This is a genomic window from Dactylosporangium sp. NPDC005572, assembly GCF_040605515.1.
GTDB lineage: Bacteria > Actinomycetota > Actinomycetes > Mycobacteriales > Micromonosporaceae > Dactylosporangium.
Map to the genome: position 1 here is coordinate 57,461 of NZ_JBEXCY010000001.1, position 24,848 is coordinate 82,308.

Genomic DNA, 24,848 nt, shown 5'->3' on the forward strand with positions numbered 1-24,848 from the left:
GGCACGCTACGGTGACGACCATGGCATCGACGACCCCGCCGCTGCTCCGCGAGCTGATCCACATTCCTGAGCGGTCCAGCCAGAGCGATTTCGTCCTGAAACTCGTCGACGGCGTCACCGATCCGCAGGAGACGCTGCGGGAATACGTGATCACCGATCGTCTGGTCGACAACTTCGACCAAGCGCTCACGCTCATCGCCGGTGCGCTCGGCGGCGGGTCAAAGGCCGCGTACCTGCACGGCTCGTTCGGTGCCGGTAAGTCGCACTTCATGGCGGTGCTGCACGCGCTGCTGCGGGGCGAGCCGGCCGCTCGGGGGCGCGACGAGTTCGCCCGGCTGCTGGGCAGGCACGACGCGTGGCTTTCGGGGAAGAACTTCCTGCTCGTGCCGTTCCACCTGCTCGGCGCGAAGTCGCTGGAGCAGCGGGTGCTCGGTGGCTATGTCGAGCACGTCCGGCGGTTGCACCCGGATGCGCCCATTCCGGCCGTCCACCGCACCGATGCGTTGCTGGACAGCGCCCGGTACCAGCGCAAGACGATGGGCGACGCAGCGTTCATCAACGGCCTGCCCGGCGGCGACGACGAGTGGGGCGACGAGGAGACTTGGACGCCCGACCGGCTCGACGCGGCGTTCGCCGCGCCGGCGGACGACGAGGACCGTCAGAAGCTCGTCAACGACCTGCTGATGACGTGGAACCGGGGGTTCTTCACCAACGCGCAGGAGGATGCCGAGGGCTTCGTCTCACTCGACCGGGGCCTGACCGAGATCAGTCGGCACGCCAAGGCGCTGGGCTATGACGGGCTGGTGCTCTTCCTCGACGAGCTGATCCTGTGGCTGGCCAACTCCATAGCCGACGAGAAGTTCGTCGCCCGGGAGATCCAGAAAATCACGAACTTCGTCGAGGGTGGCGACGCCCGGCGCCCGATCCCGATCGTCAGCTTCATCGCCCGGCAGCGCGACCTGCGGGAGCTGGTCGGCAACGACGTGACCGGCGCGACCGAGCTGGGGTTCATGGACACGCTCAACCTGGCCAGTGGCCGGTTCGAGGTGATCACGCTCGAGGACCGCAACCTGCCGGACATCGCCCGGCAGCGGCTGCTCAAGCCGCTCACCGACGACGCCGGCGCCCAGATCGGTACTGCGTTCGAGCGCACCACGAAGGAGGTGCGCCGCGACGTCTTCGACACGCTCATGGGTGCCGATGGCGCGGACATCGCGGCGTTCCGGGCCACGTACCCGTTCAGCCCGGCGTTCATCAGCACACTCGTGCACGTCTCCAGCGCCCTGCAGCGGTCGCGGACCGCGTTGAAGCTCATGCGGGACCTGCTGGTCGAGCGCCGCGACGACCTGCGGCTCGGGCAACTCGTGCCACTCGGTGACCTGTACGAGGTGATCAGCCGGGGCGGCGACCAGCCGTTCACCGAGAAGTTGAAGATCGAGTTCGAGACGGCGCAGCGGTTGTACCAGGGGCGGCTCCGCCCGTACCTGCTGAGCGTTTATGGGATCGGCGAGGACGACGTGGAGCGGGTCCGCCGCGGCGCGGACGTGCCGGCGGACCTGGCCGGCCGGGTCCGGGTCTTCACCGGCGACGACCGCATCGTCAAGACGCTGTTGCTGTCGGCGCTGGCGCCGACCGTGCCAGCGCTGCGGAACCTCACCGCCCGGCGGCTGTCCGCGCTGAACCACGGCAGTATCACCAGCCCGATCCCCGGTGGCGAGGTTGCGCAGGTCATGCGCAAGATCGACGACTGGGCGGGCCATTTCGGCGAGATCAAGAAGATCGGCGTGGACGATCCCGTCGTGTCGCTCGAGCTCGTCGGTGTCGACGTGGACAGCGTGCTGCAGTCCGCGCACCACTTCGACAACCTGGGCAACCGCCGCTCGATGGTGAAACGGCTGCTCTGGGAGGAGCTGGGCATCACCGAGTCCGGCCAATACGTCGACACGGCCGACCTGACCTGGCGCGGCAGCCGGCGGCAGCTCGAAGTGATCTTCGGCAACGTGCGGGACGAGAACAACATCCGCGACGACGCCTTTCACCCGCTGGACCCGAACGCGTGGCGGTTGATCGTCGATTACCCGTTCGACGAGGGCAACCACAGCCCGGCCGACGACCGCGACCGGGTGCGCCGCCTCGGCGACCGCATCCAGCCGCGGACGGTCTGCTGGATCCCGTCGGCGTTCACCACCGACCGCCTCAACGACCTGGGCCGGCTGGTCATCATCGACGCGGTCCTCAGCGGCCAGCGATTCGACAGCCACGCCCAGCACCTGAGCAAGGACGACCGGCGCCGGGCGTTCGACACCCTGCGCAGCCAGCGGGACGCGCTGATGAGCCGCATGCGAACCCTGCTGCGTCAGGCATACGGGCTGGCAGCCAAGCAGCCGACCGACGTGGGCGTCGCGTACCACGACCACGTGCTGTCCCTTAGGCCAGACCTCATGCCGACGTTGCCGGTCGGCGCGGCGTTCAAGCAGGCGTTACACGCGCTGGCCGACCAGATGCTGGCTAACCAGTTCCCGGCCCATCCCGACTTCGACCCCGATCGCAACGGCACGGTCGTCAAGCCCGCGGACCTGAAGCTGGTCCTCGAGGTCGTCCGGCAGGCGATCGACTCCCCCGAAGGCCGGGTCGAGGTGGAGCGCAAGGACCGCCTCACGGTCCGCCGGATCGCCAACCCGCTGCGGCTGGGTGAGATGCACGAGTCGGCGTTCGTGATCGGACGGCACTGGGTGCAGCACTTCCACCAGAAGGCGGCCCAGGCGAACACTACCGGCGACCTCAAGGTCGACGATTTGCTCCAGTGGTTGGACGAGCCGCACCCGTACGGGCTGGAGCAGAACGTCGCCGGCCTGGTCCTCATGTGCTTCGCCGAGCAGACCGACCGGGCGTGGCTGCAGCAAGGTGGAGTGCTCAACCCCCCGCCGGACCTCACCAGCATCCGCAGGCACTACACGCTACGGGAGCAGGCGCTGCCGTCCGACGAGCACTGGCAGGCGGCGGTTCGCCGGTCGATGGATCTGTTCGGGGTGACGACGCCCGGCCCACGACGGGGCCGGCTCGTGGCGTTGCTCGTCCGGGACGTCTCCGCCGAGGCGGCGCGGTACCGCGACAGCGCCCACCGGCTCCTCGACCGATTGGAGGCGCACCAGGAGCGGCTCGGCCTCTCCCCGGGCGAGGGACGCCTGCACACCGCCCAGGTCGCGGCCGATCTGGTCGACGGGCTGCACTCCCGGGCGAGCACCGTCGAGGTCATCACGCACCTGGCGACCGCGGATCTCGGCGGGCCCGCCGACCGGTGCGGCGCGAGCATCAAGTCGGCCACCGTCAACGCGCAGGCCCTGGACCAGATGGACTGGAGCTCGCTGGAGCTGATCGAGCAACTGCCCGCGCCGTTCGGTCAGGAAGGCCGGGAGATCGTCGACGAGCTGCGGACCGTCGCGCGCGCGGACGAGCTGACCATGCGGGTGAAACTCGCGCCGGCACTCGCCACCGCCAAGTCCAAGGCGTCGGCCCTGCTCAAGCGCGCCATCGTCACGCCGCCACCGCCACCGCCGCCGGGCGGGAAAATCACCAGGCACGACTCCGTCACCACCGACAACGTGCTCCAGGTCAGCGAGGAGCTGCGCACGGCTATCATGGCGAAGCCGGGCAAGCGGTTCACAGTGACCTGGCAGGAGACCGGATGACGGCTGCGCACACAACCCGCACCCGCGTCATGCACGTCACCTCGGCGGCGCTCACCCGCAAGATCGAGCAGCAGTTCGCCCGGCACCGCCGAGGCACCGACGGCCCCGCCCCGGTGATCCTGCTGCGCGCCGAGCCACAGTGGACCGCCGAAACGGTGCTAACGCTCGCCGACGGCACCCGGATCGGCGTGACGACGGCGAACTCGACCCTCGCGGTCTGGGACCACCTCGTCAGGCATCTCACCACCGGGGCCACCGACCCGCTGGTGGTGTTGACCGACCTGTCCGACACCGAGCTCGGGCCCGGCATCCTCAGCCAGGTGTTCCGCAACAGGGGCATCGAGGTCGAGCCGTGGTCGTTGATCGCCGACTGCTTCGGCGCGCAGCGGATCGACCCGCGACTGGCCAACGAACGGTGGGCGGGCGTGGCCCTGATCGATGCGATGCCGAGCACCGGATGGCCGAAGCTGTCCGGCACGCTGCTCACCCGGGACGTGGCGCTGAGCTGCCTCGCCATCGCGCGGCTCGGCCTGAGCGCCGCGGATGGTGACGCCGAAAACCTCGACGATGCCGCGTTGCTGCGGTGGACGCTGCGGCCCGAAGCCTCCGCCGCGCTCACCAACCTGCCGGCCGACGAACGGGCCGGGCTGCAGGCGTGGCTGGTGGAGCGCACCGGCGCGGCGGCGCGGCCGGTCTTCGCGCTGATGGCCGCCAGCCGGGTCGACGACAGCCTGCCGCTCGGCCTGGTATGCGCACCGCTGTGGTCCGACGGCGGCGCCGACGCCGCCCGCGCCAAGGGCAGGGTCGACCAGTACCTCAACGATCCGGCAGTCGGCGACTGGGAGCTGGTGGCGCTCGGCCGGGTGGCGGAACAGGTCGTCACCGAGCTGTTCGCCGAGGCGGAGCGGGAAGACGTGCAGGGTGCCGCCACCAGGCTGCGCCTGCGGCAGGTGCTCGACCGGGCGGAGGAACTCGTCATCCAGCTCGGCGCCCAAAGCGCGGCCGTGTCCAGTCACATCCTGCGGTCGGGCTTCGACCACCTGGTCGGCGTTGTCGCCGACAGCCTGAACCAGATGCTCGGCAAGCCCGGACCGGCGTCGTTGCCGGCCCTCGACGCATCGGTGGCCGCGCTGGGCGGCCACCGCCTGGCGCGTGGTCATGCGCCGCGGGTCGAGCGGGCCCGGATGGCGCTGCGCTTGGCGCGCTGGCTCGACGGCGGCGACGCGACGCCACCGCAGGGTGTCGCCGACGCGATCGACCGGCAGATCACGGAATGGGGCTGGGTGGACCTGGCACTCACGTACGTCTGGGCCGGTGAAGAGGCACACCCTGGACTCCAGGCCGCGTACCGCAGCCTCTACCAGCTGGTGGCCACACGACGCCGCTCGCTCGACGAGGCGTTCGCCGGTCGGCTGGCACACTGGACGGCCGCCGGTAGATCCGATCCGGCCCTGGTGGTGGAGAAGGTGCTCGAGCGGGTCGTCGCACCCATCGTGCGCGACGCCGGGCCGCCGGTGCTGCTGGTGGTACTCGACGGCATGAGCGCCGCCGTCGCCGCCGAGCTGGCGCAGGAGCTACTCGACCACGGCTTGGTCGAGTTCGACCCTCTGGCTGGCGCCCACAAGGACACCCAGCCGCACCGCCGCGGCGTCGTCGCGGCGCTGCCCACACTCACCACCGTGTCCCGTGCGTCGCTGTTGAACGGCAAGCTGCGCAGCGGCGGGCAGGACGACGAGCGGGGCGCCTTCGAGTCCCACGCCCTCTGGGCCGGCCGACGGGCACGCCTGTTCCACAAAGGTTCGCTGCAAGGCGGAGCGGGTGAGGTACTCGGCGCCGAGCTCGTGCAGGCGCTCGGCGATCCGGACATCCTCGTGAGCGTGGTGATCAACACGGTCGACGACACGCTCGACCGCGGCCGCGAATCCGCCGACGTCTCGTGGCGGCTCGACAACCTCGGACCGCTCCGGGTACTACTCGACCACGCCCGCAGCGCGGGCCGGGCCATCATCCTGACCAGCGACCACGGTCACGTGCTGCACCGCGACGGCAGCCACCGATCGGTCGACGCCGCTGAGTCGGGCCGGCACCGGCGTCCCGGCGCAACGCCGGTCGGCCCCGGCGAGGTGCTGCTCAGCGGCCCCCGGGTGGTGGCCGACGAGCAGCGGATCGTCGCGCTGTGGGATCCCGATCTGCGGTACGGGCCGAAGAACGCCGGCTACCACGGCGGTGCCGCGCTCGCCGAGGTCACCATTCCCCTGCTGGCCTTCCTGTCCCGTGGTGCCGACATCCCCAACGGCTGGGCGGCACTACCCGACCAGCGCCCGGACTGGTGGGCAGCGACCATGCCGGCACCACAACCGGTCGCGGCGCACCCGCCGGCCGCCGTCCCACGCAAGACCGCGCGCCGTCAGATACAGCACGAACACCAGGCGCTCGATCCGCTGTTCGAACTGCCGACGGCGAACGAGGCGACCGCACCGGCTCTGGTCGACGCGCTCTTCGCCAGCGAGATGTTCGAGGCACAGCACGCATCCACCGCCCGCCGGATGCCGAAGCCGAAGGTCCGAGCGGCCCTCGAAGCGCTGCTCGCGGCGAACAACACGCTGCCGCTGCTGGTGCTCGCCCAACGCGCCGGCGAGGTACCGGCGCGGGCCAACGGGTTCGCCACCACCCTGGCCCGCATCCTCAACGTCGATAACTTCGAAGTCCTGCAGCTGATCGACGCCGGGCAGACCGTCCGGCTCAACGTCGCGCTGCTGCGCACCCAGTTCGACCTGCCGGACAACGCCCGATGACCGCGGCGGTCAGCGCCGCACGGCGCCGGCAGGTGATCGACGCGCTGCGGCGCGGCGCCGTCCCCGAGACCGGGCTCGATCTCCTTGCGGTCGGCCTCGACCGGTTCGCGGGCAGCCTCGACGAAGACCTCGATGTCGTCACCGGCGGTGGGGCGGTCTTCAAGGCCGTTCGTGGCGAGTACGGTGCCGGCAAGACCTTCTTCACGCGATGGCTCGCGGATCGGGCTCGGAAGCGGAACATGGCCACCGCCGAGGTGCAGATCTCGGAGACCGAGACGCCACTGCACAAGCTGGAAACCGTGTATCGGCGGCTCACCGAGCGCCTGACCACGTCCGCGTTCCCGCCGAGCGCGCTGCGGCCCGTCGTGGACTCATGGTTCTACGCCCTCGAAGAGGACGCGCTCGCCGCCGGTACCTCCGCCGACGACACGGAGGCCCTCGAACGTGCCGTCGCCGACCTGCTACGGCAGCGCCTCGCCGTGGTGGGCCGGACCGCGCCGACGTTCGCCGCCGCGCTCGGCGCCTACCGGGCGTCCACGTTGAACGGTGACACCACGACGGCGGCCGCGATCCTCGCCTGGCTCGGCGGCCAGCCACACGTCGCCGCCGCGGCCCGCCGGATCGCCGGTGTCCGCGGCGACCTCGACCACTTCGGCGCGCTCGGATTCCTCCAAGGGCTGTTGACGGTACTGCGCGACTCCGGCCACCCGGGACTACTCCTCGTCCTCGACGAGGTCGAAACCCTGCAACGAGTCCGCTCCGACGCCCGCGACAAGGCACTCAACGCCCTGCGCCAGCTCATCGACGAGGTCTACTCCGGCCGGTTCCCCGGCCTGTACCTGCTCATCACCGGCACGCCACCATTCTTCGACGGCCAGCAGGGCGCCCAGCGGCTCGCCCCGCTCGCACAGCGGCTCGCCACCGACTTCCCCGCCGACCCGCGCTGGGACAATCCCCGAGCGGTACAACTGCGGCTGCCCGGCTTCACCATCGACGCGCTCGTCGAACTCGGCGCCAAGGTGCGGGACCTTTTCGCCGCCGGCACCACAGATCCAGCCCGAATCACCAGTGCGGTCGACGACCAATACCTCCGCGACCTCGCCAACGCTGTCGCCGGGCGGCTCGGCGGCCAGGTCGGCATCGCACCCCGGCTGTTCCTGAAGAAGCTCGTCGCGGGCGTCCTCGACCCCGTCGAGCTCCACGCCGACTTCGATCCGCGCAGGGACTACGCCCTGACCGTCGCCAGCAGTGAGCTGTCCGACGTGGAGCGCAACGCGGCTGGCGCCGACGATATCGACCTCGAGGTGCCGTGACACTATCGGCGCTGCACCCGTCCATCCAGCATCACGTCGTCAACACGCTGGGTTGGTCGGCGCTGCGCCCGCTGCAGGAGGCCGCCATCGCACCACTGCTGGCCGGTGACGACGCACTGCTGCTCGCCCCGACCGCGGGCGGGAAGACCGAGGCCGCAGCCCTGCCACTGCTGTCGCGGATGGCGGCCGAACAGTGGCGCGGACCGTCGCTGCTGTACCTCTGCCCGCTGAAAGCGCTGCTCAACAACCTCCTGCCGCGCCTCGAACAGTACGCCGGCTGGATCGGACACACCGTGGCCCTCTGGCACGGCGACGTCAACGCGCCGCGGCGTCGGCAAATTCTGCGCAACCGCCCCGATGTCCTGATCACCACACCGGAATCGCTGGAAGCGATGCTGGTCAGCGTCAACGTCGACCATCGCTCATTCCTCGGCGGCATACAAGCGGTCGTCGTGGACGAGGTCCACGCGTTCGCCGGCGACGATCGCGGCTGGCACCTCCTCGCGGTACTGGAGCGGCTGAGCCGGGTGGCCGGGCGTCCGATCCAACGGGTCGGGCTCTCCGCCACCGTCGGCAACCCCGACGAGTTGCTGCACTGGCTGCAAGGTTCCCAGCGCGGGCAACGACCCGGATCGGTCATCGCGCCCGACATCCCCACGCCGGTCGTTGTGGGCGAAAGCGTTCCTCCCGGCGACATCGAGCTGGACTACGTCGGCTCCGTCCCGAACGCCGCCACCGTCATCGCCGCCCTCCACGCCGGGGAAAAACGGCTCGTCTTCTGCGACTCCCGCCAGCTCGTGGAGGAGCTCGGTGCGGCGCTACGCGGCCGGGGTGTCACGACGTTCGTGTCACACGCCTCGCTCTCCGTCGACGAGCGTCGGCGCGCCGAGGAGGCGTTCGCCGAGGCGCGTGACTGCGTCATCGTCTCCACCAGCACACTGGAACTCGGCATCGACGTCGGCGACCTCGACCGCGTCCTGCAGATCAACGCGCCACGCACTGTCGCGTCGTTTCTCCAGCGCCTCGGACGCAGCGGGCGGCGGCCCGGCAGCATACGGAACTGCCTCTTCCTCGCCCTCGACGAGCCGGGACTGCTGCAGGCCGCGGGCCTGCTGACCCTCTGGAGCAGCGGATGGGTCGAGCCCGTCACGCCGCCACCGGAACCGAGACACATCGTCGCGCAGCAACTGCTCGCGCTGTGCCTGCAGGAACAGCAGGTTGGCGAGAATCTTTGGCCAGAAGCCTGGAACGGGCTACCGCCGTTTGACAAGACCGCCGAGGTCATCCAGCGGTACCTGCTCGAACAGGGCTACTTGGACCGAGACGGCGGCATGCTCCACATCGGACCTCAGGCAGAGCTGCGCTTCGGCCGACGCCACTTCATGGACATGACCGCCGTCTTCACCGCACCGCCGCAGTTCACCGTCCTGACCGGACGCACCGAGATCGGCCGGACCGACCCCGCGCTGCTCACCGAAGGAGTCCGCGGGCCCCGGCTCCTCCTGCTCGCCGGGCGCAGCTGGCGGGTTACCTACGTCGACTGGATGCGGCGACGCTGCTTCGTCGAACCCGCCGACAGCGGCGGAAAGGCACGCTGGAACACCGGCGGCGGAGCCGCCGGGCTAAGCTTCGAGCTGGTCCGAGCCATGCGGGGCGTGCTGCTCGGCGCCAATCCGCCTGTACGGCTGACCCGCCGGGCTCACGGCCGCCTCGAAGAGACCCGCCTGCGCATGTCGTCGCTCGTGTATCCAGGCAGCACAATCGTGCACCGCAACCGGGGCCAGCTGCGCTGGTGGACGTGGGCCGGCTACAGGGCGAACGCCACACTCGCCACCACGCTCAACGAACTGGTAGACCCAGCCGGCTACTTCGACGACCAACACATCCGGCTTCGCGCAAACCTGACTCCGGACGATTGGCACGTCGCCACCCAGGACATCGCGCAGCGACTCTGCCTACCGGAAATCGATCCAAGGGCACTCTCTGGACTCAAGTTCAACGCGGCCCTACCGGAACGGCTCGCCATCGCCACCCTGTCAGCGCGTCTCGCCGACATACCAACGGCTGCAGAGGTCCTCCACGAGCGAACGACGTTCGTCGTGTCGGAAGGCAACTGAACAACCATGCCGCCACGACACACCCATCCGCCGCATCATGGGCACCGATACGCGATGCCAGCGCTTGAGAGCCAGCTGCGTCTCGGGCGCGGGAGTCAAGCCGATTCGGGCAATTGGATCCCCATCTGGCGTCGATGACCATGAGTGACTACGTACTGCGCCATGTCATGACCCGTCGAATCAAGACTATGGGTGGGTCAGGCTATGTGGCTCCAGTAGAGATACAGTCGGCGCGGGGCTGGCTCGGCGCACTCCTGAGCGTCCCAGGTCCGGCGAGAGAAAGGAGTTGCCGTGGCGGCACCGATGATTAGTGATCGGTTCGCTCTCCTGGGACAGGCGCCCATCCAGGGTGGGTTGTCCGACGTCAGGAAGGCCATAGACCTGTCCAGTCCCCATGGCGACTTCGTGGCGGTCAAACTACTCAAACCGCTCGATGATGACACGATCCTGGTCTTCTTCGAACGGGAGACCGAAACCTTGAAGGCACTCCGTCATCCCAACATCGTACGGATGCTCGACGCTGGCTGGTCAGCGGACCTGGAGCGCCACTTCATGGTGTTGGAGTGGATTGACCACAGCTTGAAGAACGAGCTGGACGACGGTAACACCTACGACTGGTCGAAGTATTTCGATGAAATCGGACGACCACTGGCCAGTGCGCTCGCCTATGCCCACGCGAACCAAGTCGAGCACCGCGACATCAAGCCGGGTAACATCCTGATCGATGCAGCGCAAGGCTTGAAGCTGGCAGACTTTGGCATCGCGAAGATTCGCTCCAAGGTTACCGACCCGACGCAAACGGTCGCCATGTACCGGTCCGGCTTGTACGCTCCACCCGAATTGGACGACACCCTGCCGTACGTTCGCGATGTGTTCGCGTACGGTGTGCTTGCTGCGCAAGTCCTCTCGGGGAATCAGGCCCAGGAGTACGCCGACCTCCCTCCGACCATCGACGCTCTACAAGGCGTGCCACACGAGTTCCGCGAGATCCTGCGTAGGTGTGTCGCGCTAGATCCCAAGGACCGCCCGGCGAATGGCGCCGTGCTCGAGCAGCAACTGCTTGAGGTCGACCGGATGTACGGCAACCGCCAAGCACGGAAGACCAACGCCCTGTGGATGAAACTGACCCGCAGGGCCGCGGCAGCCCTATTGGACGTACCGCCGGAAGGAGACGTCGACTTCGCCCGAGCCAAAGCAGTGGCGCTCTCCGAGCTCGACGGCAGCGTCCACGCTGACTACGGCTTCGATCGCAAGGCCAAGGTGGTCGATGAAGACACCATCGTTGTCGTCGGCCGGTCCATCCAGCTGAAGTTCAGGCCAGGCGACGAGTTCCGACAGCGTGTCACCGTGGTCCACGCGACTCGTCGGGACGAGGACTGGCTCGCCGGATGGCGCAACAAGGCTTGCCTCATCGGTCCAGCAATCACCTGGACTTTCGATGAACCGTCGGACGAGGTCGCCTTCCGCGGGCTCGACTACTTGCTCGACGCTCTCGATGAGCACGCGGACCGGCGTGGCGAGGAAGTGAAGCAGACCAACGACGCGCCCGGTTTCGGCAATCTCTTCGACGGCTGGCGCCGCCTTCTCGCGGCGCGCGAGGATGTAGCGCGCGGACAACGCAAGCCAATTGCGTTCGAGAGCCACTTGCGGCGCGGACGAACAGTGACGTTCCAACTTACACAGCCATGGGACACATCCCTGCTGGGTGAGGACTGGGAGGTGGCCGAGTCCGCGCACGGTATCCCATTCGAGCGCGGCGAAGTCGTGGGGCAATCGGACGAGACCATCGAGATCCGGTTCCGACGTCAAGATCTCAAACTTCCGAAGGCCGGCGTACTCGTTCCATACCTGGGTCCGAGTAGAACCGCATTGCAGCGGCAGCAGGATGCGCTCGTCAACGTCAACTCCGAACAGACCGTCAATCCAGCTCTCCACCGGATCATCGAGAACCCAACGTCCCTCACCGTTGGGGAGCCGGCCGAGATCTCTTCCTGGTTGCGAGCCGATCTCGACCGAAGCAAGCGTGAGGTGGTGCGGCATGCACTCGGCTCGCAAGACCTGCTTCTGGTCGAGGGCCCTCCAGGGACCGGCAAGACCACAGTGATCGCAGAGATCGTGAGTCAAACGCTCAGCCGCAACCGTCGAGCCCGAATACTGATTGTCAGCCAGACACACATTGCCATCGACAACGCACTGCAGCGGCTCGAACAAGCCGGGATCAGCGGGCTCGTACGCCTCGGACGTCCTGACGACCCACGCGTCGCGAACCAGGTCCAGCACCTGCTGCTGGACAAACAAGTTCGACGCTGGTCGAAGGAGGTCCATACGCGGGCAGCCGCACATCTGGAAACCGTGGCAAAGCAACAGGGCATGAATGCGCGGCATCTTAAGGCTGCCCTCGCGTTGGAGGAACTCGCTTCAGTCCTTTCGGATATCAATCACGTACAATCACGGGTCGAGGAACTCTCGGAGCAATCACACGAGGACCGAACGACGGCTACCCGCAATGTCGCCGCCGATCTGGTGGCGTCGCGTGACCGCCTTGAGGAGCTAGCCGAAATCAGAACGGAACTACTCAAGCGAGCACAACAACTGGTCGGGGACGATCTCACTTTGCGTGCGGAGCTGAGTGCTTCCGAGGCTCGAGCCGCCGTCGGCGCCCTGGTAGGTGCTACTACCTCGGGCGAGCAGTTGATGCAGGTGCTCCGACTTCAGGGCGAGTGGTTGCAGCGCATCGAAACGGACCGCGATCTGATCGCCGCATATTTGCGCAACTGCCGAGTGGTCGGTGGTACCGCACTCGGCTTCCTCAGCCAGCCCGCAGTCCGCGACCTCGAATTCGACGTGTGCATCTTCGACGAGGCATCGAAAGCCACAGCCACCGAGGCGCTCGTTCCCCTCGCTCGAGCGAGGCGTTGGATCCTCGTCGGTGACACCCGACAGTTGCCACCCGTGGACGAGGATCTGCTGCGCGACCAGCGCATCATGGAGGAGCACCAGCTTACACCGGAACTGGTGAAGACAACGCTATTCCAATACCTCGTGGACCGCACCGAGCGGCCAGTGCGACACATGCTGACCGAGCAGTACCGCATGACACCCGAGATCGGTAACCTGATTTCCACGTGCTTCTACAATGAGGAGTTGGTGTCGCCAGCCAGACAAGAATTGCCGGGATACCAGCACCTGCACAAGCCCGTCACGTGGATCGACACGTCCAGCCTGGGAGACGAGCGACGCGAAACCGACCGCAGCGTTGGCAACCCGAGCATCGCCAACCGAGCCGAGGTGCGTCAGGCTATCCACCAGCTCACCAGCATTGACAATGCGATCAGCCACAAGATCATCCGGCCCCCGGACGGACGCAAACTCGACGTGCTGTTAATCGCGCCCTACGCGCGGCAGGTGGAAGAGCTCAGGCGGAAACTCAATCCGCTCAACTTGGCTCACATGCGCTGCGAGGTCCTGTCGGTAGACGCAGTGCAGGGGCGCGAGTGTGACCTGGCAATCTTCTCGGTCACCCGCAGCAACGCACGATCAGAGCTCGGATTCCTCGGCGAGCCGTACTGGCGGCGAATCAACGTCGCGCTTTCCCGTGCACGCTTGGCTCTGATCATCATCGGAGACGCCGAATTCTGCCGCGGCCAGCAAGGCGCCTTGCGCAACGTCCTGCAATACATGATGGAACACCGCGAGGAGTGCGAAATCCGTGTCGCCGACCGCCATTAGTCCCGACGGCCTGCTGGCCCTACGCTTCCGCAACGCCCGTCCAGGGCTGAACCTCATCGCCGTCGTCGACGCGGCCATCCCAGTCTCAACCCTGACCGTCGACGTCCTAGCGCAGGACCGCAAGCAACTCCCACTTCTGGCCGAGTTCGTCCTCCGCATGGTGAGCACCGGCGTGAAGTCGACACTGTCGCTCGCCGGAGCTCTCGGTGTGCCCGAGGACATGGTCAAGGAGGCGGTCGCGAGTCAGTTTTCAGCTGACCACCTCACCTACCTCCGGCGAGGTCCCCAGATACAGGAACTGCAGCTCACCGCACGCGGTCGCCGTACAGCGGATGACCTAGCCTCCATTACTCCGGTACAAGTAGAACTGCCGCTGGTGTTCGACCGCCTGCTGTGGAAGATCCGTCCATACGACACCAGCGCGCTCATGAGCCGTGGGCAGGCTGACGAGGAAGGCATGCTGCTCCTGCCCGCACCACGTACGGACGTCGTCGAGCCCGCCGACATCGCTGCACCTGAGATCAACGCGCTGTTACGCGACCAGGGCACCGTCAATAGGCAGGTCCTCGCGGTAAGACGTGTAGTGTCCGGGCGAGCCCGGCGTGTTATGCCCGCCAAGTTGCTGGTGTACGCCGACGCCGCACGTACCGAGGTACAACTCGCTTTGGTTATCGACGAGGACCTCAGCGCAGACCACGAGACCGCTCTGCTCAACCTCGGCGGTGCCGAATCGCTGGGAATACGCGCCGGCCAGCCGGAGCCGCGTCCTAGTCTCGGGCCCGAACTTGAACAGCTACGCATCCCGCTCGACGAAGCGACGCGAATGCGCACAGAGGCGGCTGCACCCCGACTCGCGTCGCCCGTGCCCGTGCTCGCCGACCCGGCCCCAGAAGTACAAGCCGTCGAGGACGAGGTCCGAGCGATCAGTGTGTTCGAACATCCCGAATTGCTCCGCGATGCCCTTGCCCAGGCTCGGCGCCGCATACTGCTCATCTCGCCCTGGATCAAGAATGCCGTCGTCAACACAGAATTTCTCGGTGCGCTAGAGAGTAGGCTCCGACGGAACGTCGCGGTCCACATCGCGTACGGGTACGAACGAGACACCGACGACTCCGACGCGCTTGCCGTCCGCCGGCTTGGCAACCTCTCCAAGCGTTTCCCCGAGAGGTTCACGTTCTCTCGCCTTAAGAGTTCACACGCAAAGATCCTCATCTACGATGACGTCTGGATCGCGACCAGCTTCAACTGGCTGTCGTTTCGGGGTTCCCGAGACCGGACCTATCGGATGGAGGAGGGGACTCTCGTGCGGGGCGCTGGGCGAGTCGATCAGCAGTACGAGCGATACGTCGCGCTGATCGCGCAGGAAGCTGCATAGGACACTACCGGCCTTCGGGACCGAGGGGCCGTTGCATTTCGGCGGTGGCATCGACACCGAATCGGATGATCCGCACCGTCAGAGTCGTGCGTCCTCCACGACACTGTGCCGCCGGCCCGGCCGTACCGCAAGCGTGGCCGGCAACCCATTCAGCTCATGCTCACTCTCACCGCCTGATCGTTGGCGATCCTCGAACCTGTGTGTAGGGCCAGGGCAAGGCGCTCAAGCTCCCGGCCGAGGTAAGCGTAGCGTTCGCCGGGCAGTCCGGCCCGGTTCGGCGCCCCCGGTCGTACACTGCGGTACGCACCTCCGACAAATCCGGCGGGAGGATTTCGTGCCCGACAGCGCATCGCAGGCTGGTACTCATCCGCGTTGGCTGCTGCCGGCGGCCGCCGGCGGGATGCTCGTCGCCGGTGCCGGGTTCGCATGGCTGCTGATCAGCGCGGGCCTTGACCGCGCCGACAAGATCAGCAGCGTCACCGCTGTGGTTCTCGGGCTGCTGATGGCCGTCACCTCCGGGCTCGGCTGGCTTCATCGACGGCGGGCCGACCCTGCCGCCACTCCGGGCGCGGCGGCAGATAACCGGTGGGGATCTGGAGACGTGGTAACAGGAACTGGTCGTCTTGATGAGCTGCCGGGTTGGCCGGCCAGTTGCCCCGGCTACCGGTACGACAGCGAAGGGTCTGCATCGGTGCGGATCTTCGGCGGTCAGGGTCCTGCTGTCGTCGACGGGTTCCCGGCGACGATGAACGGCTGCGCCCAGCAGCAGTTCTTCGTGCGATGGCGGGTCCTCGGTGAGGAACAGGTCAGAGTGCAGGTGGTCGCGACGCCAGATTTGATCCCGATCACCGAGGCGGCCGAGGGTAGCGCCGGGTGGATCGCGTCGCACGGCTGCGGGCAGCCGTCCTGGACGATCGCCGCGGCATCGCAGATCGTTGACATGCACGTCAGGTGGCAGCGATGGGTTCCCGATACGTAATCCGCAGGCCGTCCCCTGATCCGGGGGCGCTTTGTCCGGACGCGACGCCCCATGCCGCTGGCGCCGCGATCAGATGGCCGACCGGCGGCGCCGATACTCGAGGATTTCATCAAAGTCCATGAACCGGCACTCGCCGGTGTCGAGGTCGACCACGATCGGCAGGTTGCGGCCAGTTCGGCGTCCCGGATGCCGTGGTCGAGCAGATCGATCGAGTTGTACAGGACGATGAGCAGCCGTCCGTCGGTGAACGCGTGCTGCGGCGCGGTCCGGACCGTCATCGGCTCCCCCGGTTCGGACCACTGCCGATGGTCCTCGACCAGGAAGGCCGCGGCGGCGGCAAACGCCGCCTGTTGGTCGAGCCGCTCGGTCCGCCACACGACGGTGAGCAGCTCGGTTGCGGTCATCCGACGGTTGGCCATCGCCGTGAAGCCGGCGTTGACGACGGTGACCGGCCACCGGTCCGGGGGTCGGCGTCCAGCGGGATCCAGCACAGCATCGAGCCGTTGTCGTGCACCGCGAACGGCATCAGACCGTCCGGCTCGGGATGGTACGGGCCGTGCAGACCACCGCGCTCCTCCATCGCCGCCCGCATCCGTTCGTACACCTGCTTCGCCAGGTCGACGAGGTCTGGGTCCCCGCCAGGGGTGGCGAGCCGGGCCGCCCTGATCCGCCCGGCGACGCCCCGTCGACCAGGCGCCGGTAGCGGCGGGCAGCGGGCTGCCGAGCCGCGTGGTGACCCCGGCCAGTCGACGTTGGCCGGGGCCCCGCCGAGGTGCGCCATCAGCGCCGGGCTGGCATCGACCGGCTCCATCGGCAGGTCGAGCTCCTCACGCAGGCGGCTCCAGCCGTCCGGGTCAAGCCGCGCCGGCGGCAGCCGCCACGGTTCGCCGGGCGAGGGTTGAGCTACGACACGCCGTGGATTGACTTGAAGATCACTCCATCGGTGCCCACGCTAGGCTGCATCACCAATTCGAGAAGAGGAGAAGAGTCAAACATGTACCGACTTCGGACACCGGTCAACGCGGTCCAGTACACCGGTGAGAACGACGCCGAGGCGATTGGCTTCGTCAAGGCGGCATCGCCGCCTGGGATCAGCTTCGAGAATGTGCCCACGGGAACGCTGCACTTCCACTACATTCGCGGCGGAGGTTCCGACCTGCGGGTGACCGCCGGACAATGGGTCATCGAGGTCGGCGGCAAGCTTCTCGTCATGGACGACATCCGCTTCCGAGAGTTGTTCGAAGCCGAGTGACCACGCGCCCGGCTGGTCAGATCCGGGCGGTAGCGAGCGAGCCGGTCCTTGATCAGCCCGCCGCGGCCGTCGCGATGAAGACCACCGGTGCCGCCGGCGGGGCGGGGTGAGGGCGCCGTCCTCGATGGCGCGGCCACAGGCCTGTACGCAAAGGACCGCGGCGACAGGGCGAAAGCAAGGTCGATGGTGCAGCCTGGCGCCGCGCTTGGCCAGCTTCAGACAGTGCGGCTGGAGCCCTCATCGATTTTCTCACCGGGCCAGCGCCTCCTTCGCGCGCTTGACGATGACTGTGATTCTTGAGGTGCTGGCCAGAGTCAGACCGTGATCCCCACCACGCGGAACCCGAGAGTGGGATCAACGACAAGCGGTGCAACCGCTGTCAGCCGCCGCTCCGGTCGCCTACACGTCCGCGGCAGTGGTGGCGGTGTGACATGCTCCCGCGTTGCACCCTCAGGCCCTCATCCGTGACCAGATCCGTGCCGTCCTCGCTGTGCCTCGCATCGACGACCTCGTAGTCACCTACTTCGATCCGGGCGGCCCGTTCGCCGGTGCGTCGTTCGATCTGCTCGGCGAGAACCCGCCCAACGCACTCACCCGCGACGACCTGCTCGCCACCACTCTGCTCGACATCTCCTGGCGCCCCCTCGCGGTCCGGCAACTCCTCGCTGAGGGCGACCGCATCGCCGCAGCACTAGCCGGCATCCCTACCAACCTCGACCTGTGGACCGCCAACCCGGCCGACCTGGATGCGGCCACCGCCCTGCACCATTGGCTCGACGCACTGCCCGGCGTCGGCCCGGTGATCGCCAGCAAACTCCTGGCCCGCAAACGGCCCCGGCTGGTACCCATCGACGACACCGTCGTGCGGCGTGCTCTGACCCCGCCCGATGGGCAGTTCTGGGTCACCCTGGCCGGCGCACTCACCGACCGGGTACTCCGCGACCAGATCGAGACGCTCCGCCCGGCGGGCGTCACGCCGTCTCCCTGCTGCGCTTGCTCGACGTCGCTCTCCTGATGCGCAACAGCCGATCGGGCAACGCCCGGGCCGCCCGCAAGGCCGTGGACATCCCCGAACCCGCCGCGCCATTGGCTGTTACACCGGCATAAGTCCCGTTGAACCATCGCGCTGGCTTGGCTAGGCTCAGCGCATGCACACCTGTTTTTGGCAGGTGTGCAACACATGGGGGTTCAAGTCCCCCCTTCGACACCAGTTTGATACAAAATGTCCGGTTCTTGAGTGTCTAAGCATCCGCTTGAACACTCAGCTGCAGCAGCCGTAACGGTCGACGGTGTTCAAGCGATGCATTGACACTGCTGGCGGGATCAACGAGCCACGCCGCCGTTGTTGCGTTTGCCGATCGGAGGGCGCGTTGAAGCAAGCTCCGGTCGGTTTTCAGATGGCGGTGGCCAGTTCACCGAGCGTCGCAGCGACGCCGAGGCTGCGTGGGGCGTCGAGTCCGAGTTCGTAGTGCCCGCGTCGTAGGTTCTGCATGAAGGCGCCCGGCGGAAGAACCGCCGGGCCGCGTCTGCGTCGCGGCGGACCGAGACGAGCACGTCGATAACCTGGCCGTGCTGGTCGACGGCGGGGTACACGTACCGGCATACGCTGTTGACCTTCACGTACGTCTCGTCGACGAACCACCGGTCGCCTGGCGAATGCCGACAGAACCTGGCCGCGTCGGCCAGCAGCGGCACGAACCGCTGCACCCACCGGAAGATCGTGACGTGGTCGACTTCGACACCACGCTCGAGCAGCAGTTCCTCAACGTCACGGTAGGACAGGCCGAATCGCAGGTACCAGCGGACCGCGACCACGATCACCTCAGGCGGAAATCGGAACCCGGCGAACGCTGACGTCGGCGGCATCATCGGGCGTTGGTGGGTAGCAACCTTCATCGCTCAAGCCTGTCTCGATCTTGCCCACGGTCAACGCAACAGAGCCCCCGGGAATCCCTCCCGGGGCCTACGTTCGAACTGATCGGGCACGGCCTGGCCCGAGGGCCTATCGCGAGCTTCGGGCCACGCTGCTCGGCGCCGGGAGGGCGATCAGGGTGAACCGGCCTGCCAGGTCGGGCAGGATCGTTCGCAGCGCGGCGACCGTCTGCGGCCCCGCGCCGTCGTGCAGGAGCACGATCCCGCCGGGACGAGTTTTCGTCAGTACGGTGTGGACGATCGACTGGACCCCCGGGCCGCTCCAGTCCCGCGGGTCGACGGTCCACGAGATCGACGTCATGCCCAGGCCGGCCGCGATGCTCACGATGTCGGGCGACCAGTTGCCGCCGGGGGCGCGGAAGTAGCCGATCTCCGCGCCGGGTGCGACCGCCCGGATCGCGTCGTTGGTGCGTTGCATGTCGGATCTGATCTGATCGGGCGTACGGGTGCGCAGCATCTCGTCGTGGCTCCACGAGTGGTTGCACAGCGTATGCCCCTCGGCGACCATCCGCCGGACCATCTCGGCGCGCGCGGCGACCTGCCGGCCGACCATGCAGAAGGTCGCCTTGACGTGGTGCTGGGCCAGCAGGTCCAGCACGGCGGGGGTGTCGTCCCACGGGCCGTCGTCGAAGGTCAGCGCGACCGCGTCCGACCCGGTCTTGCGCACCGTTCCAGCCGGGCCGTCGCCGGTCACGACAACCGGCGACGACGCGGACGGCGAGGCCATGGGGCTCGGCACGCCCGGTTGGACCGTCGGCTCCTGATGCTCGGCGACCACCGGTACCGCCGCGACCGGCGCGGCAAGAGGAGGCGCGGGCGGGCCGCTGGTGCCGCGGCTGCCGCCGAGCGTCAGGACCAGGATGGTCGACCCGAGTACGGCGATGCGGCGCAACGGCACGGAGCGCTCCAGTTCGGGTCCGGCCCCGTCAGGGCTCGACGATGCTACAGAACAGACGGATGCCGGAGCCCTTTCGGTTGCCAAGGAGACGCCGAGACGTGCGCCCACGCCGAAGGCCAGCGCTCCGCAGGTGCGGATGGGCCGACCCTAAGGCATGGACCCGAATCGCACCGGTAACCCGTCTAAGGATTGGTGGCGGGACTTCGAGATGAGGAATCAGTGGAACGGGACGAGGACTTCTCCGCGTACGCGAGTGCGCGCTGGCCCGCGCTCGTCCGCTCGGCCGTGCTGCTGGGCTGTGCGGTGCAGGACGCCGAGGACCTGGCGCAGACGGCCCTCATGCGCTGTTACGTGTCGTGGGCCAGGGTCGTGCAGGCGGATGACCGGGACTCCTACGTGTACCGCATCTTGCTGAACGCTTATCACGACAGCCGGCGACGCCGATGGTGGGGCGAGAAGCCCGCCGCCGACGTGCCGGAGAGGGCGACGGCGGACGTCACCGGGAGTGTCGATGCGGCGGACGCGGTGCGTCGCGCTCTCGGCGGCCTCAGCCGCGTCAATCGAGAGGTCGTCGTGCTGCGGTACTACGCGCATCTCAGCGACCGGCAGATCGCCGAGGCGCTCGGCATCGCCCACGGCACCGTGAAGAGCCGGGCCGCCCGCGCACTGACCCAGCTCGCTGCCGACGCCAACCTGGCCGACCTGAACGGCGGTGCCGGCCATGCGTGATCCGATCATGACCCGTCCAAGCCTGGGAGCCCGTTCATGAACGACGAGGAAGCAAGCCACCTCCTCGAACGACTCGCCGACCACGTGCCCGTCCGTCCAGTACCGACGGAAACGTTGCTCCGCCAGGGCAGGGCCGCGCGACGCCGGCGACGCCGTCTGAGCGTCTTCGCCGCGACCGCCGCGGTCGCCGTGGTGCTGGGCGGCGGTGCCGCGGCCCAGGGTCTGCGGAGTGGGAGCGGTGACGTCGGCCAGGCGCCGCCCGCGACACCGAGCACCGCACCACCGGGCACGGCAGCGACCAGCGCGACGGCGACGCCGGACAAGCCGGCCACGGACCGGACCGGGGCGCTGCCGGAAGGCGGCATGATCGACTGCGTGGAAGGCTACTCCCCGGATGCCGTCGCGAGGCGGGCGTTCGCGTTCGACGGCGTCGTTGTCGCGATCGGCCCGGCTCGCTCCAACCGCCCTGGCATGGGCCAGCTGGACCTTGTGGCGGTCACGTTCACGGTCGGTGAGTGGTTTGCTGGTGGCTCGGGGCCGAGCGTCACGGTCGACATGTATCCGGCTGTGGACATCGAGGGTGAGGTGGCGTGGGCGATCGGGTCGAGACTGCTGGTCAGCGGCGGCCCCCGCTGGGGTGGTGCTCCGCTCGACGCCGCCATCGCCTGGCCGTGCGGCTTCACCCGCTACTACGATCCGGAAACCGCGAAGTCCTGGCGACGGTAGCTTCTGGAATGCGCGACTCGAGGCCGGAGACTGCAACGCTTGTACCTGCAAGGAAGCGGCATCGGTTCGACGCTCGATGTCAACGTGGGTTGCTCACCCGCCGTCGCGGCCACGACCTGCATACCTGGCTGGACACTGTGGACCGAGATGACCTGCCAGCGCTGCACGCCTTCTGCCACGGCCTGCGCAAGGACCTACCCGCCGTCGTGGCCGGCCTGACCCTGCCCTACAGCAACGGCCCGATCGAAGGCGCCAACACCAAGGTCAAACTTCTGAAACGCCAGATGTACGGCAGAGCCGGCTTCCCATTGCTACGACACAGAATCCTGCTCGCATGAGCGCCGAAACCACCACCGTATTTGCGCCAGAGCCGTTTCTCGACAGTCCCGTCTTTGGTCAAGGCGTGTGGCCCGTAGGGGTACCTAATGATCTGCTTTCTTCCTTTTTCGAGTGCTTTGACTTAGCTGGTCGTCAGTCTTGGCCTCCGTCAGAGGGTTGAACCCCTCTTCCAGGGACTTCATTCGCTCCTTATGGAGAAGCACTCTGTCTAGGACCATGTAGCCGAGGCGACCCATGCCGGCAAGGGTTCCGATCAGGGCTACAAGTACTGCGGACGTCCAAGGCTGTGGGTGAGCGAGCAAGCTCGCCCACAGGTCTTACATCCCAGCGGGCCTTGTTGCAGGTCGGTTCATGAAACCTCCTCATCATTCAGTGCTCGGGTGAGAGCCAGGGTCCGCTGGACTCTTGGCTGGGCGCCGGCACCGAGCCGGGTTGGGCACCGTGACATCAACGAAGATCCGATCCCACTTCGGATCGTCGGGGACCAAGTCACTCCACCGCTCATTGAAGACGATGAGCCTGCCGATCTCGGTCTCCAGGCGGTCGCCCGGCTTCAGCGCGACCGCAAAGCCGACGGCAAGGCCGAGGACCGCGTCGAGACCCACAGGCAACTGTTCGGCACCAAAACGCCCGACCTGAGGGCCGGAAGCACGCTCATGAACGCCGGAAGCACACTCAACCAACCACCGGCCCGCCCAGGTGTGGCTCGAGCCGCACCGCCACCGACTTCGACGTCGGCGTGTTGCTGCGCTCGGCCACCGACCCCAGCGGCACGAGCGGATTGGTCTCCGGATAGTACGCCGCCGCGGTGCCGACCGGCGTGTCGTACTCCACAACCCGGAACCCCCGAACCCGACGCTCGACATCGTCCCCGGCCCAGTGGGCCACGACGTCGACCAGGTCGCCGGCCCGCAGGCCGAGCCGCTCGACGTCGGCACGGTTGACCATGACCACGTTCCGGCCGCCCTCGATGCCCCGGTAGCGGTCGCTCAGCCCGTAGATGGTCGTGTTGAACTGGTCGTGGCTGCGCAGCGTCTGCAGGAGCAGGTGACCGGGCGGCACCACGACGGCGTCCAGCGGCGACACCGTGAACTCGGCTTTCCCGGACGGTGTGGTGAACGTGCGGCTGTCGCGCGGCGGGTGTGGGAGGACGAAGCCGCCCGGCCGGGCGACCCGCTGCTCGTAGTCCTGGAACCCGGGCACCACGCGTTCGATGCCGGCCCGGACCCGCCGGTAGTCGGCACGCAGCGCGGCCCAGTCCACGGCGGAGCGGCTGCCCGCGGTGGCCTCGGCCAGGCGGGTCACGATTGCCACCTCCGACAGCAGGTGCTCGCTGGCCGGGTCCAGGCGTCCGCGCGAGGCGTGGACGACCGACATCGAGTCCTCCACCGTGACGTGCTGCGGCCCGCTCTCCTGCTCGTCGCGCTCGGTCCGGCCCAGGGTCGGCAGGATGAGCGCGGTCCGCCCGGTCACCAGGTGGGAGCGGTTCAGCTTGGTGGAGACCTGCACGGTCAGCGCCGTGCGACGCAGTGCCTCCGCGGTGAGCTCGGTGTCCGGTGCGGCGTGCAGGAAGTTGCCGCCCAGCGCGACGAAGACCTTGGCCTTGCCCGCGAGCATGGCGTGGATGGACTCCACCGTGTCGTACCCGTGGTGCCGCGGCGGCTGGAAGTCGTACGTGTCGGCCAGGGCGTCGAGGAACCGGGCTTGCGGCCGCTCCCAGATGCCCATGGTGCGGTCGCCCTGCACGTTGGAGTGGCCGCGCACCGGGCACAGGCCGGCCCCGGGCTTGCCAATGTCGCCGCGCGCCAGTGCCAGGTTGACCACCTCCTTGATGGTCGCCACGGCGTTGCGGTGCTGGGTCAGCCCCATCGCCCAGCAGTAGACGGTCGCGTCCGACTCGGCGATCATCCGCGCGGCCGCGGTGATCTGCTCCACCGACAGGCCGGTGGCCGCCACCACCGCGTCCCAGTCGACCCGTGCGACGTGGTCGCGCCAGGCCTCGAACCCGGCGGTGTGGGTCGCGACGAAGTCGTGGTCGATCGCGTCCCACTGCACGAGCAGCGATCCGAGCGCCTGGAACAGCGCCTGGTCGCCGTTGAGCCGGATCTGCAGGTGCAGGTCGGTGAGGTCGGTGCCCCGGCCCAGCATGCCGCGCGGCTTCTGCGGGTTGCGGAAGTTCACCAGCCCGGCCTCGCGCAGCGGGTTGACCGAGATGATCCGGGCGCCGCGGGCCTTGGCGGTCTCCAGCGCCGACAGCATCCGCGGGTGGTTCGTGCCCGGGTTCTGGCCGGCGATCACGATGAGTTCGGCCCGGTGCAGGTCCTCGAGGCTGACGCTGCCCTTGCCGATCCCGATGGTGTCGATGAGGGCGACGCCGCTGGACTCGTGGCACATATTCGAGCAGTCGGGCAGGTTGTTGGTCCCGAACGCGCGCACGAACAGCTGGTAGACGAACGCCGCCTCGTTCGACGCGCGGCCGGAGGTGTAGAAGACCGCCTCGTCCGGGGTCGTCAGCGCGTCGAGGTGCTCGGCGACGACGGCGAAGGCCCGCTCCCACGAGACGGGCTCGTAGCGGTCGGCGCCGGGCCACCTGACCATCGGATGGGTGAGCCGGCCCTGCTGCCCCAGCCAGTGCTCGGTGCGGGCGAGAAGATCTTGGATGGTGTACTCCGCGAAGAAGGCCGGTGTGACCCGCGCCCTGGTGGCCTCCTCGGCGACGGCCTTCGCGCCGTTCTCGCAGAACTCGGCGCGGTGCCGGTGCTCCGGGTCGGGGTCCGGCCACGCGCAGCTCATGCAGTCGAAGCCGTCGGTCTGGTTGAGCCGCAGCAGCGTCCGCGCCGTGCGCACCGGCCCCATCTGGGACACCGCGCGCCGCATCGCCACGCCGACCGCGGTCAGGCCCGCGGCGTGGTCCGGCGACGGCTCGACGTGCAGGCCCGACTCGTCGGCCGTCCCCAGGAAGTTCTCGCCCATGG

The 24,848-nt window shown here is 68.0% G+C and carries 15 protein-coding genes and 1 pseudogene; 12 read left to right on the forward strand and 4 right to left on the reverse strand.

Features of this window, described 5'->3' with window-relative positions; translation table 11 throughout:
• Nucleotides 1-20: 20 nt before the first annotated feature.
• From ABZS66_RS00200 to ABZS66_RS00230, 7 genes are all read left to right on the forward strand, one after another.
• On the forward strand, nt 21-3,689 hold the full coding sequence (locus tag ABZS66_RS00200) for a hypothetical protein (protein WP_354753624.1): 3,669 nt from the start codon (nt 21-23) through the stop codon (nt 3,687-3,689).
• Entirely contained in the window at nt 3,686-6,484 is a 2,799-nt protein-coding gene (pglZ, locus tag ABZS66_RS00205; protein ID WP_354753625.1) for a BREX-2 system phosphatase PglZ, read from the forward strand. Before ABZS66_RS00200 ends, pglZ begins: the two co-directional genes overlap by 4 nt.
• Nucleotides 6,481-7,797 carry a BREX system ATP-binding protein BrxD gene (brxD, locus tag ABZS66_RS00210; protein WP_354753627.1) on the forward strand — a complete coding sequence of 439 codons (1,317 nt, stop codon included), beginning with the start codon at nt 6,481-6,483 and terminating at the stop codon, nt 7,795-7,797. Before pglZ ends, brxD begins: the two co-directional genes overlap by 4 nt.
• Nucleotides 7,794-9,914, forward strand: a complete 2,121-nt coding sequence (locus ABZS66_RS00215; RefSeq protein WP_354753629.1) for a DEAD/DEAH box helicase — start codon at nt 7,794-7,796, stop codon at nt 9,912-9,914. The genes brxD and ABZS66_RS00215 overlap by 4 nt, the downstream gene beginning before the upstream one ends.
• 291 nt (nt 9,915-10,205) lie before the next feature.
• Entirely contained in the window at nt 10,206-13,643 is a 3,438-nt protein-coding gene (locus ABZS66_RS00220; RefSeq protein ID WP_354753631.1) for an AAA domain-containing protein, read from the forward strand.
• Complete coding sequence (locus ABZS66_RS00225; protein WP_354753633.1) at nt 13,624-15,018, forward strand: hypothetical protein; 1,395 nt, start codon at nt 13,624-13,626, stop codon at nt 15,016-15,018. Before ABZS66_RS00220 ends, ABZS66_RS00225 begins: the two co-directional genes overlap by 20 nt.
• 334 nt (nt 15,019-15,352) lie before the next feature.
• Nucleotides 15,353-15,997 carry a hypothetical protein gene (locus ABZS66_RS00230; protein ID WP_354753635.1) on the forward strand — a complete coding sequence of 215 codons (645 nt, stop codon included), beginning with the start codon at nt 15,353-15,355 and terminating at the stop codon, nt 15,995-15,997.
• A 400-nt stretch (nt 15,998-16,397) separates the two neighbouring features.
• On the opposite strand, the gene ABZS66_RS00235 is transcribed toward ABZS66_RS00230, so the two are convergent.
• Nucleotides 16,398-16,808 carry a hypothetical protein gene (locus ABZS66_RS00235; RefSeq protein WP_354753637.1) on the reverse strand — a complete coding sequence of 137 codons (411 nt, stop codon included), beginning with the start codon at nt 16,806-16,808 and terminating at the stop codon, nt 16,398-16,400.
• A 183-nt stretch (nt 16,809-16,991) separates the two neighbouring features.
• Here ABZS66_RS00235 and ABZS66_RS00240 point away from each other — a divergent pair, with 183 nt between their 5' ends.
• Together ABZS66_RS00240 and ABZS66_RS00245 are read left to right on the forward strand one after the other, a co-directional pair.
• On the forward strand, nt 16,992-17,249 hold the full coding sequence (locus ABZS66_RS00240) for a hypothetical protein (protein ID WP_354753638.1): 258 nt from the start codon (nt 16,992-16,994) through the stop codon (nt 17,247-17,249).
• A gap of 490 nt (nt 17,250-17,739) precedes the next feature.
• Nucleotides 17,740-18,264 carry a DUF6308 family protein gene (locus tag ABZS66_RS00245; RefSeq protein ID WP_354753640.1) on the forward strand — a complete coding sequence of 175 codons (525 nt, stop codon included), beginning with the start codon at nt 17,740-17,742 and terminating at the stop codon, nt 18,262-18,264.
• Between the two features lie 308 nt (nt 18,265-18,572).
• Here ABZS66_RS00245 and ABZS66_RS00250 read toward each other — a convergent pair whose 3' ends face one another.
• Together ABZS66_RS00250 and ABZS66_RS00255 are read right to left on the reverse strand one after the other, a co-directional pair.
• The gene (locus ABZS66_RS00250; protein ID WP_354753642.1) at nt 18,573-19,145 is read right to left on the reverse strand and encodes an IS6 family transposase; all 573 of its coding nucleotides are present in this window, start codon (nt 19,143-19,145) and stop codon (nt 18,573-18,575) included.
• A 106-nt stretch (nt 19,146-19,251) separates the two neighbouring features.
• The gene (locus ABZS66_RS00255; RefSeq protein ID WP_354753644.1) at nt 19,252-20,079 is read right to left on the reverse strand and encodes a polysaccharide deacetylase family protein; all 828 of its coding nucleotides are present in this window, start codon (nt 20,077-20,079) and stop codon (nt 19,252-19,254) included.
• Nucleotides 20,080-20,298: 219 nt separating this feature from the next.
• Here ABZS66_RS00255 and ABZS66_RS00260 point away from each other — a divergent pair, with 219 nt between their 5' ends.
• The 3 genes and pseudogenes from ABZS66_RS00260 to ABZS66_RS00270 form a co-directional block, all read left to right on the forward strand.
• Nucleotides 20,299-20,808: a SigE family RNA polymerase sigma factor gene (locus ABZS66_RS00260; protein WP_354753646.1), complete on the forward strand. Its 510-nt coding sequence runs from the start codon at nt 20,299-20,301 to the stop codon at nt 20,806-20,808.
• A 36-nt stretch (nt 20,809-20,844) separates the two neighbouring features.
• Complete coding sequence (locus ABZS66_RS00265) at nt 20,845-21,534, forward strand: hypothetical protein (protein WP_354753648.1); 690 nt, start codon at nt 20,845-20,847, stop codon at nt 21,532-21,534.
• An 89-nt stretch (nt 21,535-21,623) separates the two neighbouring features.
• Nucleotides 21,624-21,872, forward strand: a pseudogene (locus tag ABZS66_RS00270) (transposase); the annotation flags it as partial.
• Nucleotides 21,873-22,548: 676 nt separating this feature from the next.
• Here the strand turns inward: ABZS66_RS00270 and ABZS66_RS00275 are convergent.
• Nucleotides 22,549-24,846, reverse strand: a complete 2,298-nt coding sequence (locus ABZS66_RS00275) for an FdhF/YdeP family oxidoreductase (protein WP_354753650.1) — start codon at nt 24,844-24,846, stop codon at nt 22,549-22,551.
• Nucleotides 24,847-24,848: the final 2 nt, after the last annotated feature.